Source organism: Mycobacterium sp. (assembly GCF_965229105.1).
Taxonomy (GTDB): domain Bacteria; phylum Actinomycetota; class Actinomycetes; order Mycobacteriales; family Mycobacteriaceae; genus Mycobacterium.
The window spans coordinates 3,012,648-3,027,979 of record NZ_OZ245858.1 but is presented as its reverse complement, the minus strand read 5'-3'; the positions used below and the strand labels follow the sequence as shown (position 1 = coordinate 3,027,979).

Here is a 15,332-nt window from a genome sequence, read left to right as displayed (position 1 = left end):
CGAGGAGCCAGATAGTGCCTGAGGGCGAATTGACCGGGCGCGAGGCGGAGCGCATCGAGTGGGACGTCATCGTCGTCGGCGCCGGGATGGGTGGCGGCATGCTCGGGCAACGGCTGGCACGCGCGGGCCGCCGAGTGCTTTTCGTCGAAAAGGGCCGCTCGACACTGCCCGGCACTGAAGGCACGATTCGCGCGGCGATGCCCGAAATGGCCGAGCCACAGGCGTCCCGGTCGAAGAAGACCTACTACGACACCCTCGCCCGGGCAGGGCGCAGCAACGACGAAATCACTGATATCAGTGGGCGATTCCCGAGAAAGTTCGTGCCATATATCGGCGCCGGTCCCGGCGGATCGTCGGCGCTCTACGGCATGGTCTGCGAACGGTTCTTCGTCGACGACTTCGCGCCTCGCCAATTCTTCACCGATCCCGGCGAATCCACCGTCCCCGAGTCGTGGCCGATCTCCTACGAACAGCTGGCGCCCTGGTATGCGGAGGCCGAGAAGCTTCTCGGGGTGCGCGGCCAGCCGGATCCTCTGCGGCCAGAGTCGGCCGATGTCAGGCTGCCTGCCGCACCACCGTTTTCCGCCGACAATCAGCCGTTGGTGAACTATCTGGCAGGGCGAGGCCTGCATCCCTATCACTTGCCGATGGCCTGTGACTACACCGACGACTGCGCGACGTGCCAGGCGTACCTCTGCCCCAAGGGGTGCAAGAACGACGGCGCCCGCGCCGGTGTGCTGCCCGCCGTCACCGAATACGGCGCTGAGCTGCTCGCCGAATGCCGAGTCTTGCGACTCGAGTCAGACCGCACCGGCGTGCGACAGGTGATCTGCCAGCGCCGCAACGACATGCTGGCCCTGAGAGGCAAAGTGGTGGTGCTGGCGGCCGGCGCGCTGGCCACCCCCGTGCTGTTGCTCAATTCCCGGTCCGGGGATTGGAACCGCGGGCTGGCCAACGGTTCAGACATGGTGGGCCGTAATCTCATGCGCCACGTCATGGACTGGATCGAGATCTGGCCACAACGCGGCAGCAAGATCACCGCCGAGAACAAGGAGATCGGGCTCAACGACTTCTATTTCATCGACGGCCAGAAGTACGGCACGGTGCAATCAGCCAGCTCGATGGCCTCGTTGGCACCGCTCGACATGATGATGAACCAGCCGGGCTTCGTGTCGAAGGCGCTGCGCTGGAGTAGCCCCATTGCGCGGCCGATCTACGACAGGGTGATCAGCGGCGGACTCGTCCTGGCCGCGATCATGGAAGACCTGCCCTATCGGGACAACCGCGTCCTGCCAAGCGATCGGCCGACTGTCGACGGACGCCAGCGGCTGCGACTTCAGTACCGCTTGCATCCCAACGAAATTGAGCGGCGCGAGGTGTTCTTGAGCGCGCTGAATGAGGTGTTGCAGCCGTTCCGGACACTCACGCTGCGCACGGGTGAGAACAACGGAACCCTGGGCCATGTCTGCGGCACCGTCCGGTTCGGGACCGATCCGGCCACCAGCGTGCTGGACCCGCAGAACCGCGCACACGAGGTGGACAACCTGTATGTGGTTGACGCATCGTTCTTCCCGTCCAGCAGCGGCATCAACCCGAGCCTGACCGTGGCAGCCAATGCGTTACGGGTCGCCGAACACATCAGTGAAGTGCACTTCGCTAACTGACATAGCATCGCCACCTTTATCTGCTCGTGCGCGACTCCGGCCCAGTCGACGCGCCCGCCATCGTGTTCCTGCACGGCGGAATCATGAGCGGGTGGATGTGGGAGCCGGCACACTGCCCGCCGACTAGTGGTTAGGCCGGTTCGCGGACAGGAAGGCCGGCGGCGCGATAGATCGCATCGATGACCGTCATGTTCTCGACCGCGTCCGCCACGGACGTCCTGACCGGCTCGCCACGCAGCACCGCCGCGGCGAACGCATCCAATTGATACGCGTAGGTTGCACGCAACGGAAACTTCTCGTCGCGTTTGCCGTCGGAGGATCGAACCGAAAACCGCTGGAACGGTTGCAGCGGATGCAGCCGCAGCTCGCCGCGGTCACCGACCACTTTGGTGCTGTAATGCGGAGGCTCGGCGGACCACATCGAACAGTGCAGCCGGCCAGTGTGCCCGCCGGCGAACCGCAACTCGGCCGTCATCACCCGGTCAATCAGCGGGCCGCGCAGTTTTGCCTGTGCGGAAACAACTTCCGGGGTCGAACCGCCATATGTGCGAACGGTGTCAACGATATATGACCCGAGATCCATCGTTGCCCCGCCGCCGAGCGGATAGCTGTAGCGGGAACCCGAGAAGTCGCGCAGCCAATAGCAATTGACTGCCTCGACCCTCTGAATCGTTCCCAGTTCTCCTGAGGCGAGGATCTGTTCGATCCGCACCGACGCAGGGTGATAGCGATGATGAAGACCCTCCATCACCACGCGACCCGAGGCAGCCGCGAGGTCGGCTATCTCCCGGGCCTCGGCAGCATTGGCGGCGAGCGGCTTTTCCACCAGCACATGCTTGCCCGCTTCGAGCGCGGCACGAATCCACTTGCCATGCAGGGCGTTTGGCAACGGGATGTACACCGCGTCAACTCCGGTATCCGCGATCAGCGCTGCATAGCTGTCGTGCACCCGTGGGATGCCGTATTTGGCGGCATAGGCGCGGCCGCGCACCACATCGCGCGCGGCCACCGCGGCAACCTCGACCTCAGCGTTGCCCTGTGCCGGCTTGATCACCGCCGTTGGCGTGACACCCGCCGCCCCGAGAACTCCGATCCGTACCAAACCGTCAGGCATGCGCTACTTGCGCCACAGCACGCCCGTGCCGTCGATATCGATGATCTCCGCCGTTATCCCATGCTGCGTGCGGTAGTCGGTGACGGCCTGCTCGCATGCCTTCACCGCCAGATAGTCATCGACGATGCAGAAGCCACCGGGCGACAGACGCGGGTAGAGCGCGTCGAGAGCCTGAATCGTGGACTCGTAGAGGTCGCCATCAAGCCGCAACACAGAGATGGCATCGATCGGGGCGTCCTGCAGCGTGTCTTTGAACCAGCCCGGGAGAAAGCGGACTTGGCCATCCAGCAGCCCATAGCGCTCGAAGTTCTTCTTGACGTCGGCTTCCGACACACCCAGGATGCCTGCGGCGAGCTCGGCCCGAATTCCCTTGTCCGCCTTGTAGTTCACCGTGTCCGAGCGCGGGACACCCTGGAAGGAGTCACACAGCCACACGTTGCGGGTGGTGTCGCCGTAGGCGGCCAAGACCGCCCGCATCAAGATGCACGCGCCACCGCGCCACACGCCGGTTTCGACGAGATCACCGGGGACATCTTCGGCCAGTACCGTTTCCACACACTCCTGCAGACTGGTGAGCCGCTTCATCCCGATCATCGTCTCGGCCTCGGCCGGCCAGTCCAGGCCCGCTTCGCGCAGGTTTTGATCACGCACGCCCGCACCGCGAAGTTTGGGACCGAAGGTGTTGGCCGCCTTGAGCAGGAGGCGCCGGCGCAACGGCCAGTCGGAGGGCATCCGCTCATGCATCCCGAACCTGGTCAAGTTACGTCGGAGCAGGTCGAGGTACAGCGAACGCACGTCGTAGTCGGTGATGGTCAAAATGGCCCTATCTCGCTTGCCGGCAATTCGGCGCTGAGTCTAAACTTGCAGCGCCGTCAATTTACGGCGTTTCCCCGGATCGGATCGTCACGTCAGCCAACCTGCTGGCGAAGGGCGAAATCTTCCAGGAGGTCGGCAGCCTTTGTCACACTGTCGGCGGGGCTGATCATCCGGGCCGCGACCTCACGCGCGCGGGTGAGGTAATCCGGCGCCAGGATCGTGCGCAGGTCGGTAACCAGCGTCTTCTCCGTGGCGGCCGTAAAGCGCCGCGAAGCCCCCACCTTCAGTCCCTTGACAGCGGCTCCCCAGATCACCTGGACGTCGGCCATCCACAGGACCAGCGTCGGGACGCCGGCGCGAAGGCCTGCCGCCGTGGTGCCCGCCCCGCCGTGGTGAACGACCGCCCGGCACGACGGAAAGATCGTCGCGTAATTCACCGCACCCACCACCTTGACGTGGTCGAACTGCGGGACATTACTGAAGTCGGTCCAGCCGGCACACACCAGCGCCCGCTCACCCACCTGAGCGCACGCACCCGCGATCATCCGGATCATGTCGGCGGGCGACTCCACTGGGATGCTGCCGAACCCGAAGCAAATCGGCGGCGTCCCCGCCCCGATCCATGACATGACGTCTTCGTCCGCTTCGGTCGCCAGCTCCAGCGTGAGTGTGCCGACAAAGGGCCGCTGGTCACGCCATTGCGCCCACTCGGCGGCCAGCCCAGGGAAGAGCACCTCGTCATAGGCCTGGATCTCCAGCAGTTCGCGTTCGGCGATCCGATCCGGCACGGGACCTGTCGCCGGCGGGAGGCCCAGCTCACGCCGCGTCACGCCAACGACGTTCTTCACGCCGCGCCAGATCAGCCACTCATATAGCTTCATCGCTGTGCGGAGCACCGGCGCAGGTAGATTCGGTAAGAGCCGACCGTTGACCCGCATCGGGAACCACAGCACCGTGGCCAGCGGGACACCGCAGTATTCCGAGACGTCGAACACGAGTTCCTCGTAGCTGACGCCCGTCACGAGCACATCGGCTCCACCCGCTACCGATGTGAGCGTCCTGCTCATCTCGGTCCACGCTCGCATGCCGGGCTCCCGAGACTCACGGAAGTATTTCTGCACATCCCGGACTCTCCAGAAGTTGCGAAAAAAGTACCCCCAGAAGTCGCGGGTATCTTCTAGCCACGCCTGGGTGTCGGGTCCGTATGAGATCGCCGCGAGGCCAACCGATTCGGCCGAGCCGATCAGGTCGGGCGGGACGGCGATGAGCACATCGTGGCCGCGTCTTATCAGCTCACGGCCGATAGCGATGCCGGGCTCGACGTCCCCACGGGTTCCGTAGAAAGCCAGCACAATTTTCATTCGACTATGCCCATGTCCCTTTGCGTCGGTGAGCCAGCGCCAGGGTCTCGAGACCCAGCTTCACGACGAACGGCGGCAACAGCCGGTCGAGGTTCTCGTACCGACGCGCGTCCTTGAACGCCTGCCCAAAGCCACGTGCGCTCGCCCCATAGGCCTTGTAGACACGATCCAGCGCTGCCTCATCCACGTGCTCGTCCCGTGCGGCCGCCGCCAGCGTTTCGTAGACCGCGCTGATCCAATCCGTACCAAAGGGCTCAGTGACCGGGCCACGGTTCTGGTGGTGCCGAAGGCTTGGCGTGAGGAATGCGTCGACCACTGCTTCGTCTTGTGCGTCGAGATCGATTGCGAGTGCAGTGGAAATTCGCTTGACCTCGCGGCGCCAATCCTCGAGGAGGTTGTTGTATTCGATGAATACTCGCGGCACGCCACGAGTGTCGCGTTCGGCCAGCAGGCTGTATTTGAGCCACCACGCGGTGGTGAGCTCAGGCGAGGAATCGACGTAGTTCTGCTGGCCGGCCCGTTTCTCCAGCGACCCGATGATCTCGTCCGGATTGCGCACGGCTATCACGGTCGCGACGGCGAAGCCGGCCTGCCGCGCCCCCTCGAACCAGATGCCGGACACCGCCGTCGTCTTCGGCTCCTTGATGACCACAACCGGCGCTGGGGACAATCCGCTGAGATAGTCCTTCACCTTGGCGACCCAGGCCGCGTTGCGTTCGACATCGAACAAGCCGTCATCGTGCGGCGTCAGGGCCATGTCGTACCCGGAGCTGCCGTGGTCGTGCAGGATCGCCTGGTTGAGGGTGATGACTTCGCGCGGTTCGAAAAAGCCGCGCGGGTTCTCCGAAGTGGCGCCCAGCAGACCTGGCGGCAGCGCGCCGCCGCACAGGGAGAGAACACGTGCCAGCGCCGACGTGCCAGACCGGCCGTTGCCCAACACAAAGAGCGCTACCGGGCGACTCCGCGTCTGCGACGGCGGGGCCTCTTGAGGATTCTCGGCACTGGGCCGGCTTGTGGTCACCGCCGCAGAATAGGGTTCTCGCGAGCGCTTCGACAAGAAATTGCGCCATTGCGGTACCCCGCTCAACCTCGCAAAATCGAACAACCGGTCAGCTACTCTGACGCTCGTGTCAATTCAAGACCGTCTCGCACACGCGTCCAACGGCGATGCACGGCTGGACAATCGGCTCGTTTTGATGGATCAAGCCTTCTATTCCGGGCATCACGCCGCCGGCCAGCGGGAAGTAATGCAGGTCGGATGGGTGTATCAGCACGCGGTCGACCTTGACGCGCTGGAACGGTTTCGCCAGAAACTCAGCCAAGGGATGATGGGGCGGCTCATCGAGCGCTCACCGGTGCCATTCGGCCGGTGGCGGTGGGTATCGGACCCCAATCCGGCCCCACTCGATATCGCTGAGGCCGTTCGCCCGCGAGATGAGCTCGGTGACTGGTTCGACGAGTGCACGCAACTCCCTATCGACCCGGAATCGGGACCCGGCTGGCGTATCAGCGTGGTCCGCCTCGGCGACGGCTCGACCGCTATCAGCCTGGTGCTGTCCCACTACGTCATCGACGGCATCGGCGCGGCAGTCGCGGTGACCCAGGCGCTCCTCTCCCTGCCCGTCGATCTTGGCTACCCACCCCCTCGGTCGCGCTCTCGACTGCAGGCCCTTGTTCAAGACGCCCGCGAAACTGCACGGGACGCCCCGGATACTGGACGGGCATTTCTCGCCGCGGTGAAAGAGGCCCGACGCCGCCAGCAGGATGTTGTCCACACTCAGGCGCAGGCGTCGTTGCCGGCCCCGCCAACCAGCGGTGCGGGCGACCCCGTGATCGTGCCCAACATCTGGATCCGAATCCGGCTGGACGAGTGGAATGCGCGTGCGGAGGCTTTGGGCGGGACGGTGAGCGCGCTGGCTGCGGCGTTCACCGCGAGACTCGACCGGCACATGGGACGCAAGCACGGGGATGCCGACGATGTCAGATTGCTGCTCACCGTCAACACCCGCACCATGGACGATGCGCGGGCGGTCGCCGTCTCGTTCGTCCGGGTCGGCATCGACCCGGCGGGGGCGACGACCGATCTCACTGATGCCCGGGCCGCCATAAAACGGGCGCTCAAGGATGCGAAAGACACCCCCGATGAATCAGCGGAGCTTGTCGCCCTGACGCCATTCACACCCAAGCGGGCGTGGAAGCATCTGATGGACTACGCGGTCAGCGACCCGGAGCAACCGGCTGTGTGTTCGAATCTCGGCGACACAGGTCCGGCGGCGAGCCGCCCCGATGGCACGCTCAGCGACGGGATGTTCGCTCGAGGGGCCAGCCAGAACGTCACGCGAGGCTGGCTTGAGCGAACGGGCAGCCAGTTGCACGTTTTCGTCGGCACCTCGAACGAGATGAACCAGGTTGGCGTCTGCGTCCGTGGCTACCAATCAGGATCTGTGACTACCAAGTCCGAGTTACGGGAGTTGGCCGAGCGCACGCTGACTGAATTCGGCCTCACCGGCGAGATCGATTAGTGAATTCGTCTCCAAGTGGGCCGTGGCCCCACACCGCCCTTTTGCTTGCGGACGCGTTAATTTAGCCAGCCTGGAAGCCGGATGCGAGTTAGCTACCAGTGCAGCAGTGCGTAAGCGCGTGAGCGTATACCCACTGTTGCATCTCGAAAGAGCCCTTACGGAGGCCATCAGCATGATTGACTCTCGTCGAGATCGGTCGCGCACTCCGCGACTCCGCTCGTTTGCGGGGATCGCCGGACGAGTGGACTGTGACGCCCGCCACATCGGCGGTAATCGGAAGTACCGCGTCGATGTGTAGCTGTGCTCTCCATCCGACGGCTGGCACTAGGAACGGAAACGCTTGGAAGATGGGAAAGGTCGTCTTGCGGTGATCGATGGACGTTTGCCCGACGTTGAGCAAACTCAGCCCGATGTCACCGACACACCCCGCGAGGACGACCCTCCGGAGCCTGCCGAGCGACCCTCGCCCCCACCCGCAGCGGGTGGTCGACCTCGCAAAGGCAGGCGAGATGGGGGACTCGTGTCCACATTGGTGAAGCGATTGTGGATTCCGCTGGTCGTCGTCGCCGTGCTCGCAGGCGGCGGGCTCACCGTGTCGCGCCTACACGGCATATTCGGATCCGAGAAATCCCTCTCCTATGGCGACACCAAGAGCGACAAGGGCAAGCCCTACAACCCCAAGAAGATGAAATACGAAATCTTCGGACCACCGGGAACCTCGGCCCAGATCAGCTATTTCGACGAAAACGGCAACCCGGTGCATACAGACGCGACGCTGCCGTGGTCATTGGAATTCCCGATCTCCCCCGCAGCGGGTATTGGAAGCATCGCCGCACAGGCCGACAGCGACACCGTCGGCTGCCGGATCTCCGTGGACGGCGTCGTCAAGGACGAGAAGACCACGACTCATGAAGTGAGTTCCTTTATCTCCTGTCTGCTGAAGGCCGCATGAGTAACCATCAGTTGCAGGCGCGCCGCCCATTCGTTGCGGATACGATCCGCCGATTCTCGGCACTCGTCATCTTGGGCTGGCTGGCGATCGTCGTCGGCTTGACCCTCGGAGTTCCCACCTTGGAGCAGGTCGAGGCGGAGCACGCGGTATCGCAAAACCCGACCGATGCGCCGTCATTCATGGCGTCACAGCGCATGTCCGAGGTTTTCGAGGAAACGTCCTCCGGCGCCCCGGTAATGATCGTGCTGGAAGGTCAGCAGCGCCTCGGCGACGACGCACACGAGTACTACGACCGGCTGATCCGCCAGTTGCGAAGCGACACCAAACACGTAGAGCACATCCAGAACTTCTGGGGTGATCCGCTCACCAGTGCGGCCGCAGAGAGCGATGACGGTAAGGCCGCATACGTTCAGATAGCTGTCACCGGCAAACCCGGTGACGCCGCAGCCAACGAGTCGGTCCAAGCCGTGCAGCACATCGTCACGGAGACTCCGGCGCCGCCAGGGATCAAAACGTACGTCACCGGCCCCGCGGCGCTCGCCGCCGATGTAAGCGTCAGCGGCAATAGCACGGTCACCACCATCACGTTGGTGAGCATCGCCGTCATCTTGGTGACGCTGCTCATCGTCTACCGCTCGCCCCTGACCGTAATTGCGTTGTTGCTGGTGGTCTTCGTCCAGTTGCAAGCCGCCCGCGGAATCGTCGCACTGCTCGGCCACCACGAAATCATCGGACTGACCAGCCTCGGGGTAAACCTGATGGTGGCCCTCGTGATCGCGGCTGGAACGGATTACGGGATCTTCTTCATCGGGCGCTATCACGAGGCGCGCCTGGCCGGCGAAGACCGGGAGACGGCGTTCTACACGACGTACCACGGAGTCGCCCATGTCGTGTTGGCCACCGGCCTGACAGTCGCCGGTGCCACCTTCTGCCTCAGCTTCACCCGACTCCCCGCCTTCCAAGCCCTTGGCGTGCCCTGTGCCGTAGGCATCTTGGTCGCCGTCGCGGTCGCCCTCACCCTTGTTCCGGCCGTCATTGCCGTCGGCAGCCGTTTCGGCCTGTTCGAGCCCAAACGGACTGCCAACACTCGTGGATGGCGACGAATAGGAACGGCGATCGTCCGTTGGCCTGGGCCCATCCTCATCGCATCGTTGGCAATCACGCTGGTCGGACTGTTGACCCTGCCCGGATTCAAGCCCGACTTCAACGACCAGCACTTCCTGCCCAAGAACATTCCCGCCACTCAAGGCATCAACGCAGCAGCCCGACACTTTCCGCCGTCAGCGATGATGACCCCCGAAATCCTGATGGTGGAGACCGATCATGATCTGCGCAATTCAGCAGATTTCCTCGTGTTGAACAAGCTGGCGAAGGCCGTCCTCGCCGTTCCGGGTATTGAAAAAGTTCAGGCCGTCACGCGTCCCGAGGGAACGCCGATCGCCCACACGACGATCCCGTATCTGATGAGCGCGCAGCAGGCCGGCCAGCAGCAGTTCATGTTTTTCCAGAAACAGCGCATGGAGGACCTTCTCACTCAGGCCGATCAATTAGGGCAAACGATCACCATCATGTCGCATATGTACGACTTGATGAAGCAGTTGGCGGACACGATGCACCAAATGGTCAAGAGCACGCATGAGATGGCTGACATCACTATGCAATTGCGTGACCATATTGCCGACTTCGAAGATTTCTTCCGGCCCATTCGAAATTACCTCTACTGGGAACCGCACTGCTTCGACATTCCGCTCTGCTGGTCAATCAGAAGTATCTTCGACGTCCTCGACGGGGTCGACGGGCTGACCGATAAACTGCAACAGCTGACCGCAAATCTCGATCAAATGGACGTCATCATGCCGCAGCTGCTCGCGCAGTTCCCGGAGATGATCGCGATCATGACGAGCATGCGGGGAATGCTGCTCACCATGCACAGCACCATGTCGGGCGTCTTCGGCCAGATGGACGACAACAGCACGAATTCGACCGCCATGGGTAAGGCGTTCGACGCCGCGCAGAACGATGATTCGTTCTACGTTCCGCCGGAGGTCTTCAAGAACGAGGACTTCAAGCGGGTCATGAAGATCTTCATCTCACCCGACGGCACGGCCGTCCGCATGCTCATCTCCCAAAAAGGCGACCCCACCTCACCCGACGGGATCGGCCGAGTTGATGCAATAAAGAGCGCGGCCGAGGAGGCCCTCAAAGGCACCCCGCTGGAGGGCTCACCAATCTCTCTCACCGGTACCGCGGCCCTCGTCAAAGACACGGTCACTGGCACGAAATACGATCTGATCATCGCCGTCGTTTCTGCCCTGTGCCTGATCTTCGTCGTGATGCTGATCATGACGAGAAGCTTAATTGCCGCCATGGTTATCGTCGGAACGGTACTGCTTTCATTGGGTGCATCATTCGGCTTGGCTGTTTTCATCTGGCAATATCTGCTCGGAATACAGTTGCACTGGTCCGTGTTCGTGATGACGGTGATCATTCTTCTGGCCGTCGGCTCTGATTACAATTTGCTGCTGGTCGCACGAATGAAGGAAGAACTCCATGCCGGTATCAATACCGGCATCATTCGCGCGATGGCGGGCACCGGCAAAGTCGTGACCACTGCGGGCCTCGTGTTCGCCTTCACGATGGCGTCGATGATTGTCAGCGACGTGATCAGCATTGGCCAGGTCGGTACGACGATTGCCGTCGGGCTGCTGTTCGACACCTTGGTCGTGCGCGCGTTCATGACACCATCCATCGCCGCACTGCTGGGCCGCTGGTTCTGGTGGCCACAACAGGTTCGTCCCCGCCCCGCCAGCACGATGCTGCGCCCCACCGGACCGCGTCCGTTGGTGCGCGCGTTGTTGCAGAACCAAGAGCGGTAAGTGACGGACACCCAACTCGCAGCGCAGCCGGCCGAACCGACCACCCCGATCCGTCGACCGGCGATAGCGCGGATGATCCGCACACTGTCACCGGTCATCGTTCTGGCGTGGTTAGCGGTCACCGTTCTGGTGACGTTCTTCGTTCCCTGGCTGGAGACCGTCAGCCGCGACCATTCCGTGCCGATGGCACCGCAGGACGCGCCATCGGTGATCGCGATGCAGCACATGGGGAGCAACTTCAAGGAGTCTGACTCCGACAGTTTCGCCATGCTGGTGATGGAAGGGCAGCAGGAGCTCGGCGCCGAAGCGCACACCTACTACGACGAACTGATTCGTGCGCTGAAGAGCGATACGAAACATGTCCAGCACGTACAGGATCTGTGGAGTGATCGACTCACCGCGTCCGGCGCGCAAAGCAAAGACGGCAAGGCCGTCTATATCCAATTGAATCTGGCCGGCAACACCGGAACGACGTTGGGCCAGCAGTCAATTGCCGCGGTCCGCAACATCGCCGAACAGACTCCGGCTCCGCCCGGCATCAAGGTGTACGTGACCGGACCCGCGGCACTGGTGTCCGATATGCAGCATGCGGGCGACCACTCCATGATCAAGATGACCGCTGTCGGCGCTGTCATCATCTTGGTGGTCCTGCTTTTCGTCTACCGTTCGATAGTCACGGTCCTGGGACTGTTGCTCACGGTCGGTCTCGAGGTTCTGATCGCCCGTGGCGCTGTCGCATTTCTGGCCGATCACAACGTCATTGGCCTATCCACGTTTGCCACCAGCCTGCTGGTAGGCCTGGCGATGGCGGCCGGAACCGACTACGGGATCTTCTTCTTTGGTCGCTACCAGGAAGCGCGTCAGGCGGGCGAGGACATCGAGACCGCCTACTACAGCACCTTCCGCAGCGTCGCGCCCGTCGTCCTGGGTAGCGGTTTAACCATTGCCGGCGCAATGCTGTGCCTGAGCGCGACCCGGATACCGATCTTCCAGAGCATGGGCATTCCTTCCGCGGTGGGTCTGTTCGTCGCCGTCGCCGTCGCGGTCACCTTGGTTCCTGCGCTTCTTGCCATCGGAGGCCGCCTAGGACTGTTCGATCCCAAGCACCGGATCAAAACTGCGCGGTGGCGGCGGATCGGCACGGCGGTGGTTCGTTGGCCCGTTCCGATTCTCATCGCGACCATAGCGATCGCCCTGGTTGGCCTGCTTGCGCTGCCCGGCTATCAAACCAGCTACAACGATCGGCTGTACATTCCACAGGATCTTCCGGCGAACGTCGGGAACGCTGCCGCCGATCGCCATTTCTCCCAAGCGCGGATGATGCCCGAAATTCTGATGATCGAATCCGATCACGATATGCGGAATCCGGCCGATTTCCTTGTCCTGCATAAATTGGCCAAGGCGATTTTCAAGGTACCCGGCATCTCCCGGGTACAGGGAATAACCCGACCCGAGGGCACACCGATCGAGCACACCTCGGTGCCATTCCTGATGGACATGCAGAACGCGGGTATGCAGAGCAGCATTAATTTCCTCAAGGCCCGCATGACCGACCTGCTGGCGCAAGTCAAGATGCTCGACAGACAAATCGTGTTGATGAAGCGCATGTATGAACTCCAGAAGCAACTCAACGACATTACGCACGACTCATTCGTCACGACGAAAGAAATGTCGCAATTGGTCAAATTGCTCATGGGCAGCGCGGCTGACTTCGACGACTTCTTCAGGCCAATCCGCGCTTATCTATATTGGGAACCCCACTGCTACGACATTCCCATTTGCTTCGCAACTCGATCGCTATTCGACGCCATCGATGGCATCAGCCAGCTGAATGACAAGCTCAAAGAGACACTCGTCCAGTTCGCGACATTGGACGAGCTGATGCCCCAGCTCACCGCACAGATCCCGCAGATAATCACGATCATGGAGGGCATGCGGGACATGCTGCTGAAAATGCACAGCACCATGTCCGGCACGTTTGGCGTGTTGGACGACTCAAACACGAATACCGGCGCCATGGGGCAGGCATTCGACGCCGCGCAGGACGACGACTCCTTCTATCTGCCGCCTGAGGTTTTCCAAAACCCGGATTTCCAGCGGGCGATGAGCGCCTACCTGTCCCCCGACGGGAAATCCGCGCGATTCATCATTTCGCACAAGGACGACCCCGCGTCCCCGGCAGGTATAGCCAGCATCTCCCAGATACGAACGGCCGCCGAGGAAGCCCTCAAGACCACTCCGCTGCAGGGCGCAAAGATCTCTATCGCCGGCACCGCAGCGACGTTCAAAGACTTCAGCGACGGCTCCAAATACGACCTCTGGATCGCGGCGGTCGGCGCACTCTGCCTGATCTTCATCATCATGCTGATCATCACCCGCAGCCTGGTCGCAGCCCTGGTCATCGTGGGCACGGTGGCGCTTTCGTTGGGTGCGTCATTTGGGCTGTCGGTGCTGCTCTGGCAATACATTCTGGGCATCAAATTGCACTGGATGGTGCTACCGATGTCGGTGATCGTGCTCTTGGCCGTCGGCTCCGACTACAACCTGCTCCTGGTATCCCGAATAAAAGAAGAACTGTCCGCGGGTATCAACACCGGCATCATCAGGGCCATGGGCGGCACCGGCAAGGTCGTGACCAACGCCGGCCTGGTGTTCGCGTTCACCATGGCCGCGATGGTCGCCAGCGATCTGCAGATCATCGGTCAGGTCGGTACCACCGTTGGCCTGGGCCTGCTGTTCGACACCCTGGTCGTGCGGTCGTTCATGACACCGACCATCGCCGTGTTGCTCGGACGGTGGTTCTGGTGGCCACAGATCGTTCGGCCGCGGCCGGCAAGTCAAATGCTCCGGTCCGAAGGGACCCGCCAGATGGTGCGGGAGTTGCTGCACCTAGACGAATACGACGACGACGCGGTGACAGCCAAGTTTCCCAAATCGCCTGTCTAGCAATGCACTCCGCCTAATTGCCTTTACTGACCACATACATGGCTTGCCCGGGAATCCGGAGAATCCGAATACGCCGAGGCGGCTGCGCGAAGCCCGCCTCCCGAAGCCAGCTGTACAACCTCTCCGGGGGATGCACCTGTGACCCGGAGCTGAGGTACATGAACAGTCCCAGGACGTTGGCCTGCGCCGAGCTACGCCGGTTCGGCTCGGCGAAGGCGTCCATGACGGCCAACATCCCGCCCGGCGCGAGCGCGTCATGGATCCTGCCGAAGAGCGTGACGATCTGATCGGCGGTGAGGTGGTGCAGAAGGTTGAAGCACAGTACGACGTCGTACCCGTCGCCCAGATCGTCTGTCGTGGCGTCTCCGTCGCGGTGCGTCACCCGGTCGGACATTCCGGCTTTGGCGATGACCTCGCGGCCGATCTCAGCGCTGCCAGGCAGGTCGAACACCGTGGCGCTCAGCTGCGGATAGCGGCGGCACAGTTGCGCCGAATACCAGCCGTGGCCGCCACCGATGTCCAGCAGGGTTCGCGAATGAGCAGGCAACACAAGCTTTTTGGCGACTTCGTCAGCGCTGAGCCTGGCGAGTTCAACCTGTCCGCCGATGTACCGCCGCCAGTAGGGATCTCCTGGCGGCGCATCGTGATGCCCGGCGGGCTGTCCGCTGCGAGTTACCTCGTCCAGCTCCGACCACCACGACCAGTAATCGGACGTGCCGGCCACATACTGCGCGACCGACAACGCGGACTCGGGGTCCAACCAGCGCCGTGACGCGCGACTGAGCCGGTAGCGCCCGGCCCGGAATGTGACGTGACCGCCCGATCGCAGACAGTCGAGCAGGAGCTGGGTCGGCACCGGATCAAGATCAAGATCCGCGGCGAGATCGGCCGCGCTCGATGGTTGCCGCGCCAGGCGGGCGGTGATGCCGGTCCGGACCGCGGTGGTGACGACCGCTGAGAGCGCCATCCCACCCCATGCCTCGGCAGCGGCGGTCGGAACGATGCCCGCCCGCAGTGCCAGCCACTCGGCCGGGTTGGCGCCGCGCAGAGCAAGCCTCACCTTTTGCGATTTTTCGTCACG

At 62.7% G+C, this 15,332-nt stretch carries 10 protein-coding genes; 5 read left to right on the top strand and 5 right to left on the bottom strand.

All coding sequences use genetic code 11. The features are described 5' to 3' along the window. Nucleotides 1-14: 14 nt before the first annotated feature. Entirely contained in the window at nt 15-1,664 is a 1,650-nt protein-coding gene (locus ADBZ9O_RS14305) for a GMC oxidoreductase (protein ID WP_526532278.1), read from the top strand. Between the two features lie 130 nt (nt 1,665-1,794). On the opposite strand, the gene ADBZ9O_RS14300 is transcribed toward ADBZ9O_RS14305, so the two are convergent. The 4 genes from ADBZ9O_RS14300 to ADBZ9O_RS14285 all read right to left on the bottom strand — a co-directional run bounded on the left by ADBZ9O_RS14300 (nt 1,795) and on the right by ADBZ9O_RS14285 (nt 5,895). Then, the gene (locus ADBZ9O_RS14300) at nt 1,795-2,778 is read right to left on the bottom strand and encodes a Gfo/Idh/MocA family protein (RefSeq protein WP_526532276.1); all 984 of its coding nucleotides are present in this window, start codon (nt 2,776-2,778) and stop codon (nt 1,795-1,797) included. Between the two features lie 3 nt (nt 2,779-2,781). Continuing rightward, on the bottom strand, nt 2,782-3,594 hold the full coding sequence (locus ADBZ9O_RS14295) for a TylF/MycF/NovP-related O-methyltransferase (RefSeq protein WP_526532274.1): 813 nt from the start codon (nt 3,592-3,594) through the stop codon (nt 2,782-2,784). A gap of 92 nt (nt 3,595-3,686) precedes the next feature. Further along, the gene (locus ADBZ9O_RS14290) at nt 3,687-4,955 is read right to left on the bottom strand and encodes a glycosyltransferase (RefSeq protein WP_526532272.1); all 1,269 of its coding nucleotides are present in this window, start codon (nt 4,953-4,955) and stop codon (nt 3,687-3,689) included. Nucleotides 4,956-4,959: 4 nt separating this feature from the next. After that, nucleotides 4,960-5,895 (bottom strand): sulfotransferase family protein, encoded by a 936-nt coding sequence (locus ADBZ9O_RS14285; RefSeq protein WP_526533154.1) that lies wholly within the window; start codon nt 5,893-5,895, stop codon nt 4,960-4,962. 187 nt (nt 5,896-6,082) lie between these two features. Here ADBZ9O_RS14285 and ADBZ9O_RS14280 point away from each other — a divergent pair, with 187 nt between their 5' ends. From ADBZ9O_RS14280 to ADBZ9O_RS14265, 4 genes are all read left to right on the top strand, one after another. Continuing rightward, on the top strand, nt 6,083-7,477 hold the full coding sequence (locus tag ADBZ9O_RS14280; protein WP_526532270.1) for a condensation domain-containing protein: 1,395 nt from the start codon (nt 6,083-6,085) through the stop codon (nt 7,475-7,477). A gap of 532 nt (nt 7,478-8,009) precedes the next feature. Continuing rightward, entirely contained in the window at nt 8,010-8,429 is a 420-nt protein-coding gene (locus tag ADBZ9O_RS14275; protein ID WP_526533152.1) for an MmpS family transport accessory protein, read from the top strand. Then, nucleotides 8,426-11,305, top strand: a complete 2,880-nt coding sequence (locus tag ADBZ9O_RS14270; protein ID WP_526532268.1) for an MMPL/RND family transporter — start codon at nt 8,426-8,428, stop codon at nt 11,303-11,305. Before ADBZ9O_RS14275 ends, ADBZ9O_RS14270 begins: the two co-directional genes overlap by 4 nt. 72 nt (nt 11,306-11,377) lie before the next feature. Beyond that, nucleotides 11,378-14,251, top strand: coding sequence for an MMPL/RND family transporter (locus tag ADBZ9O_RS14265; protein WP_526533150.1), 2,874 nt, complete (start codon nt 11,378-11,380; stop codon nt 14,249-14,251). 13 nt (nt 14,252-14,264) lie between these two features. Here ADBZ9O_RS14265 and ADBZ9O_RS14260 read toward each other — a convergent pair whose 3' ends face one another. Next, nucleotides 14,265-15,311 (bottom strand): SAM-dependent methyltransferase, encoded by a 1,047-nt coding sequence (locus tag ADBZ9O_RS14260; protein ID WP_526532266.1) that lies wholly within the window; start codon nt 15,309-15,311, stop codon nt 14,265-14,267. Nucleotides 15,312-15,332: the final 21 nt, after the last annotated feature.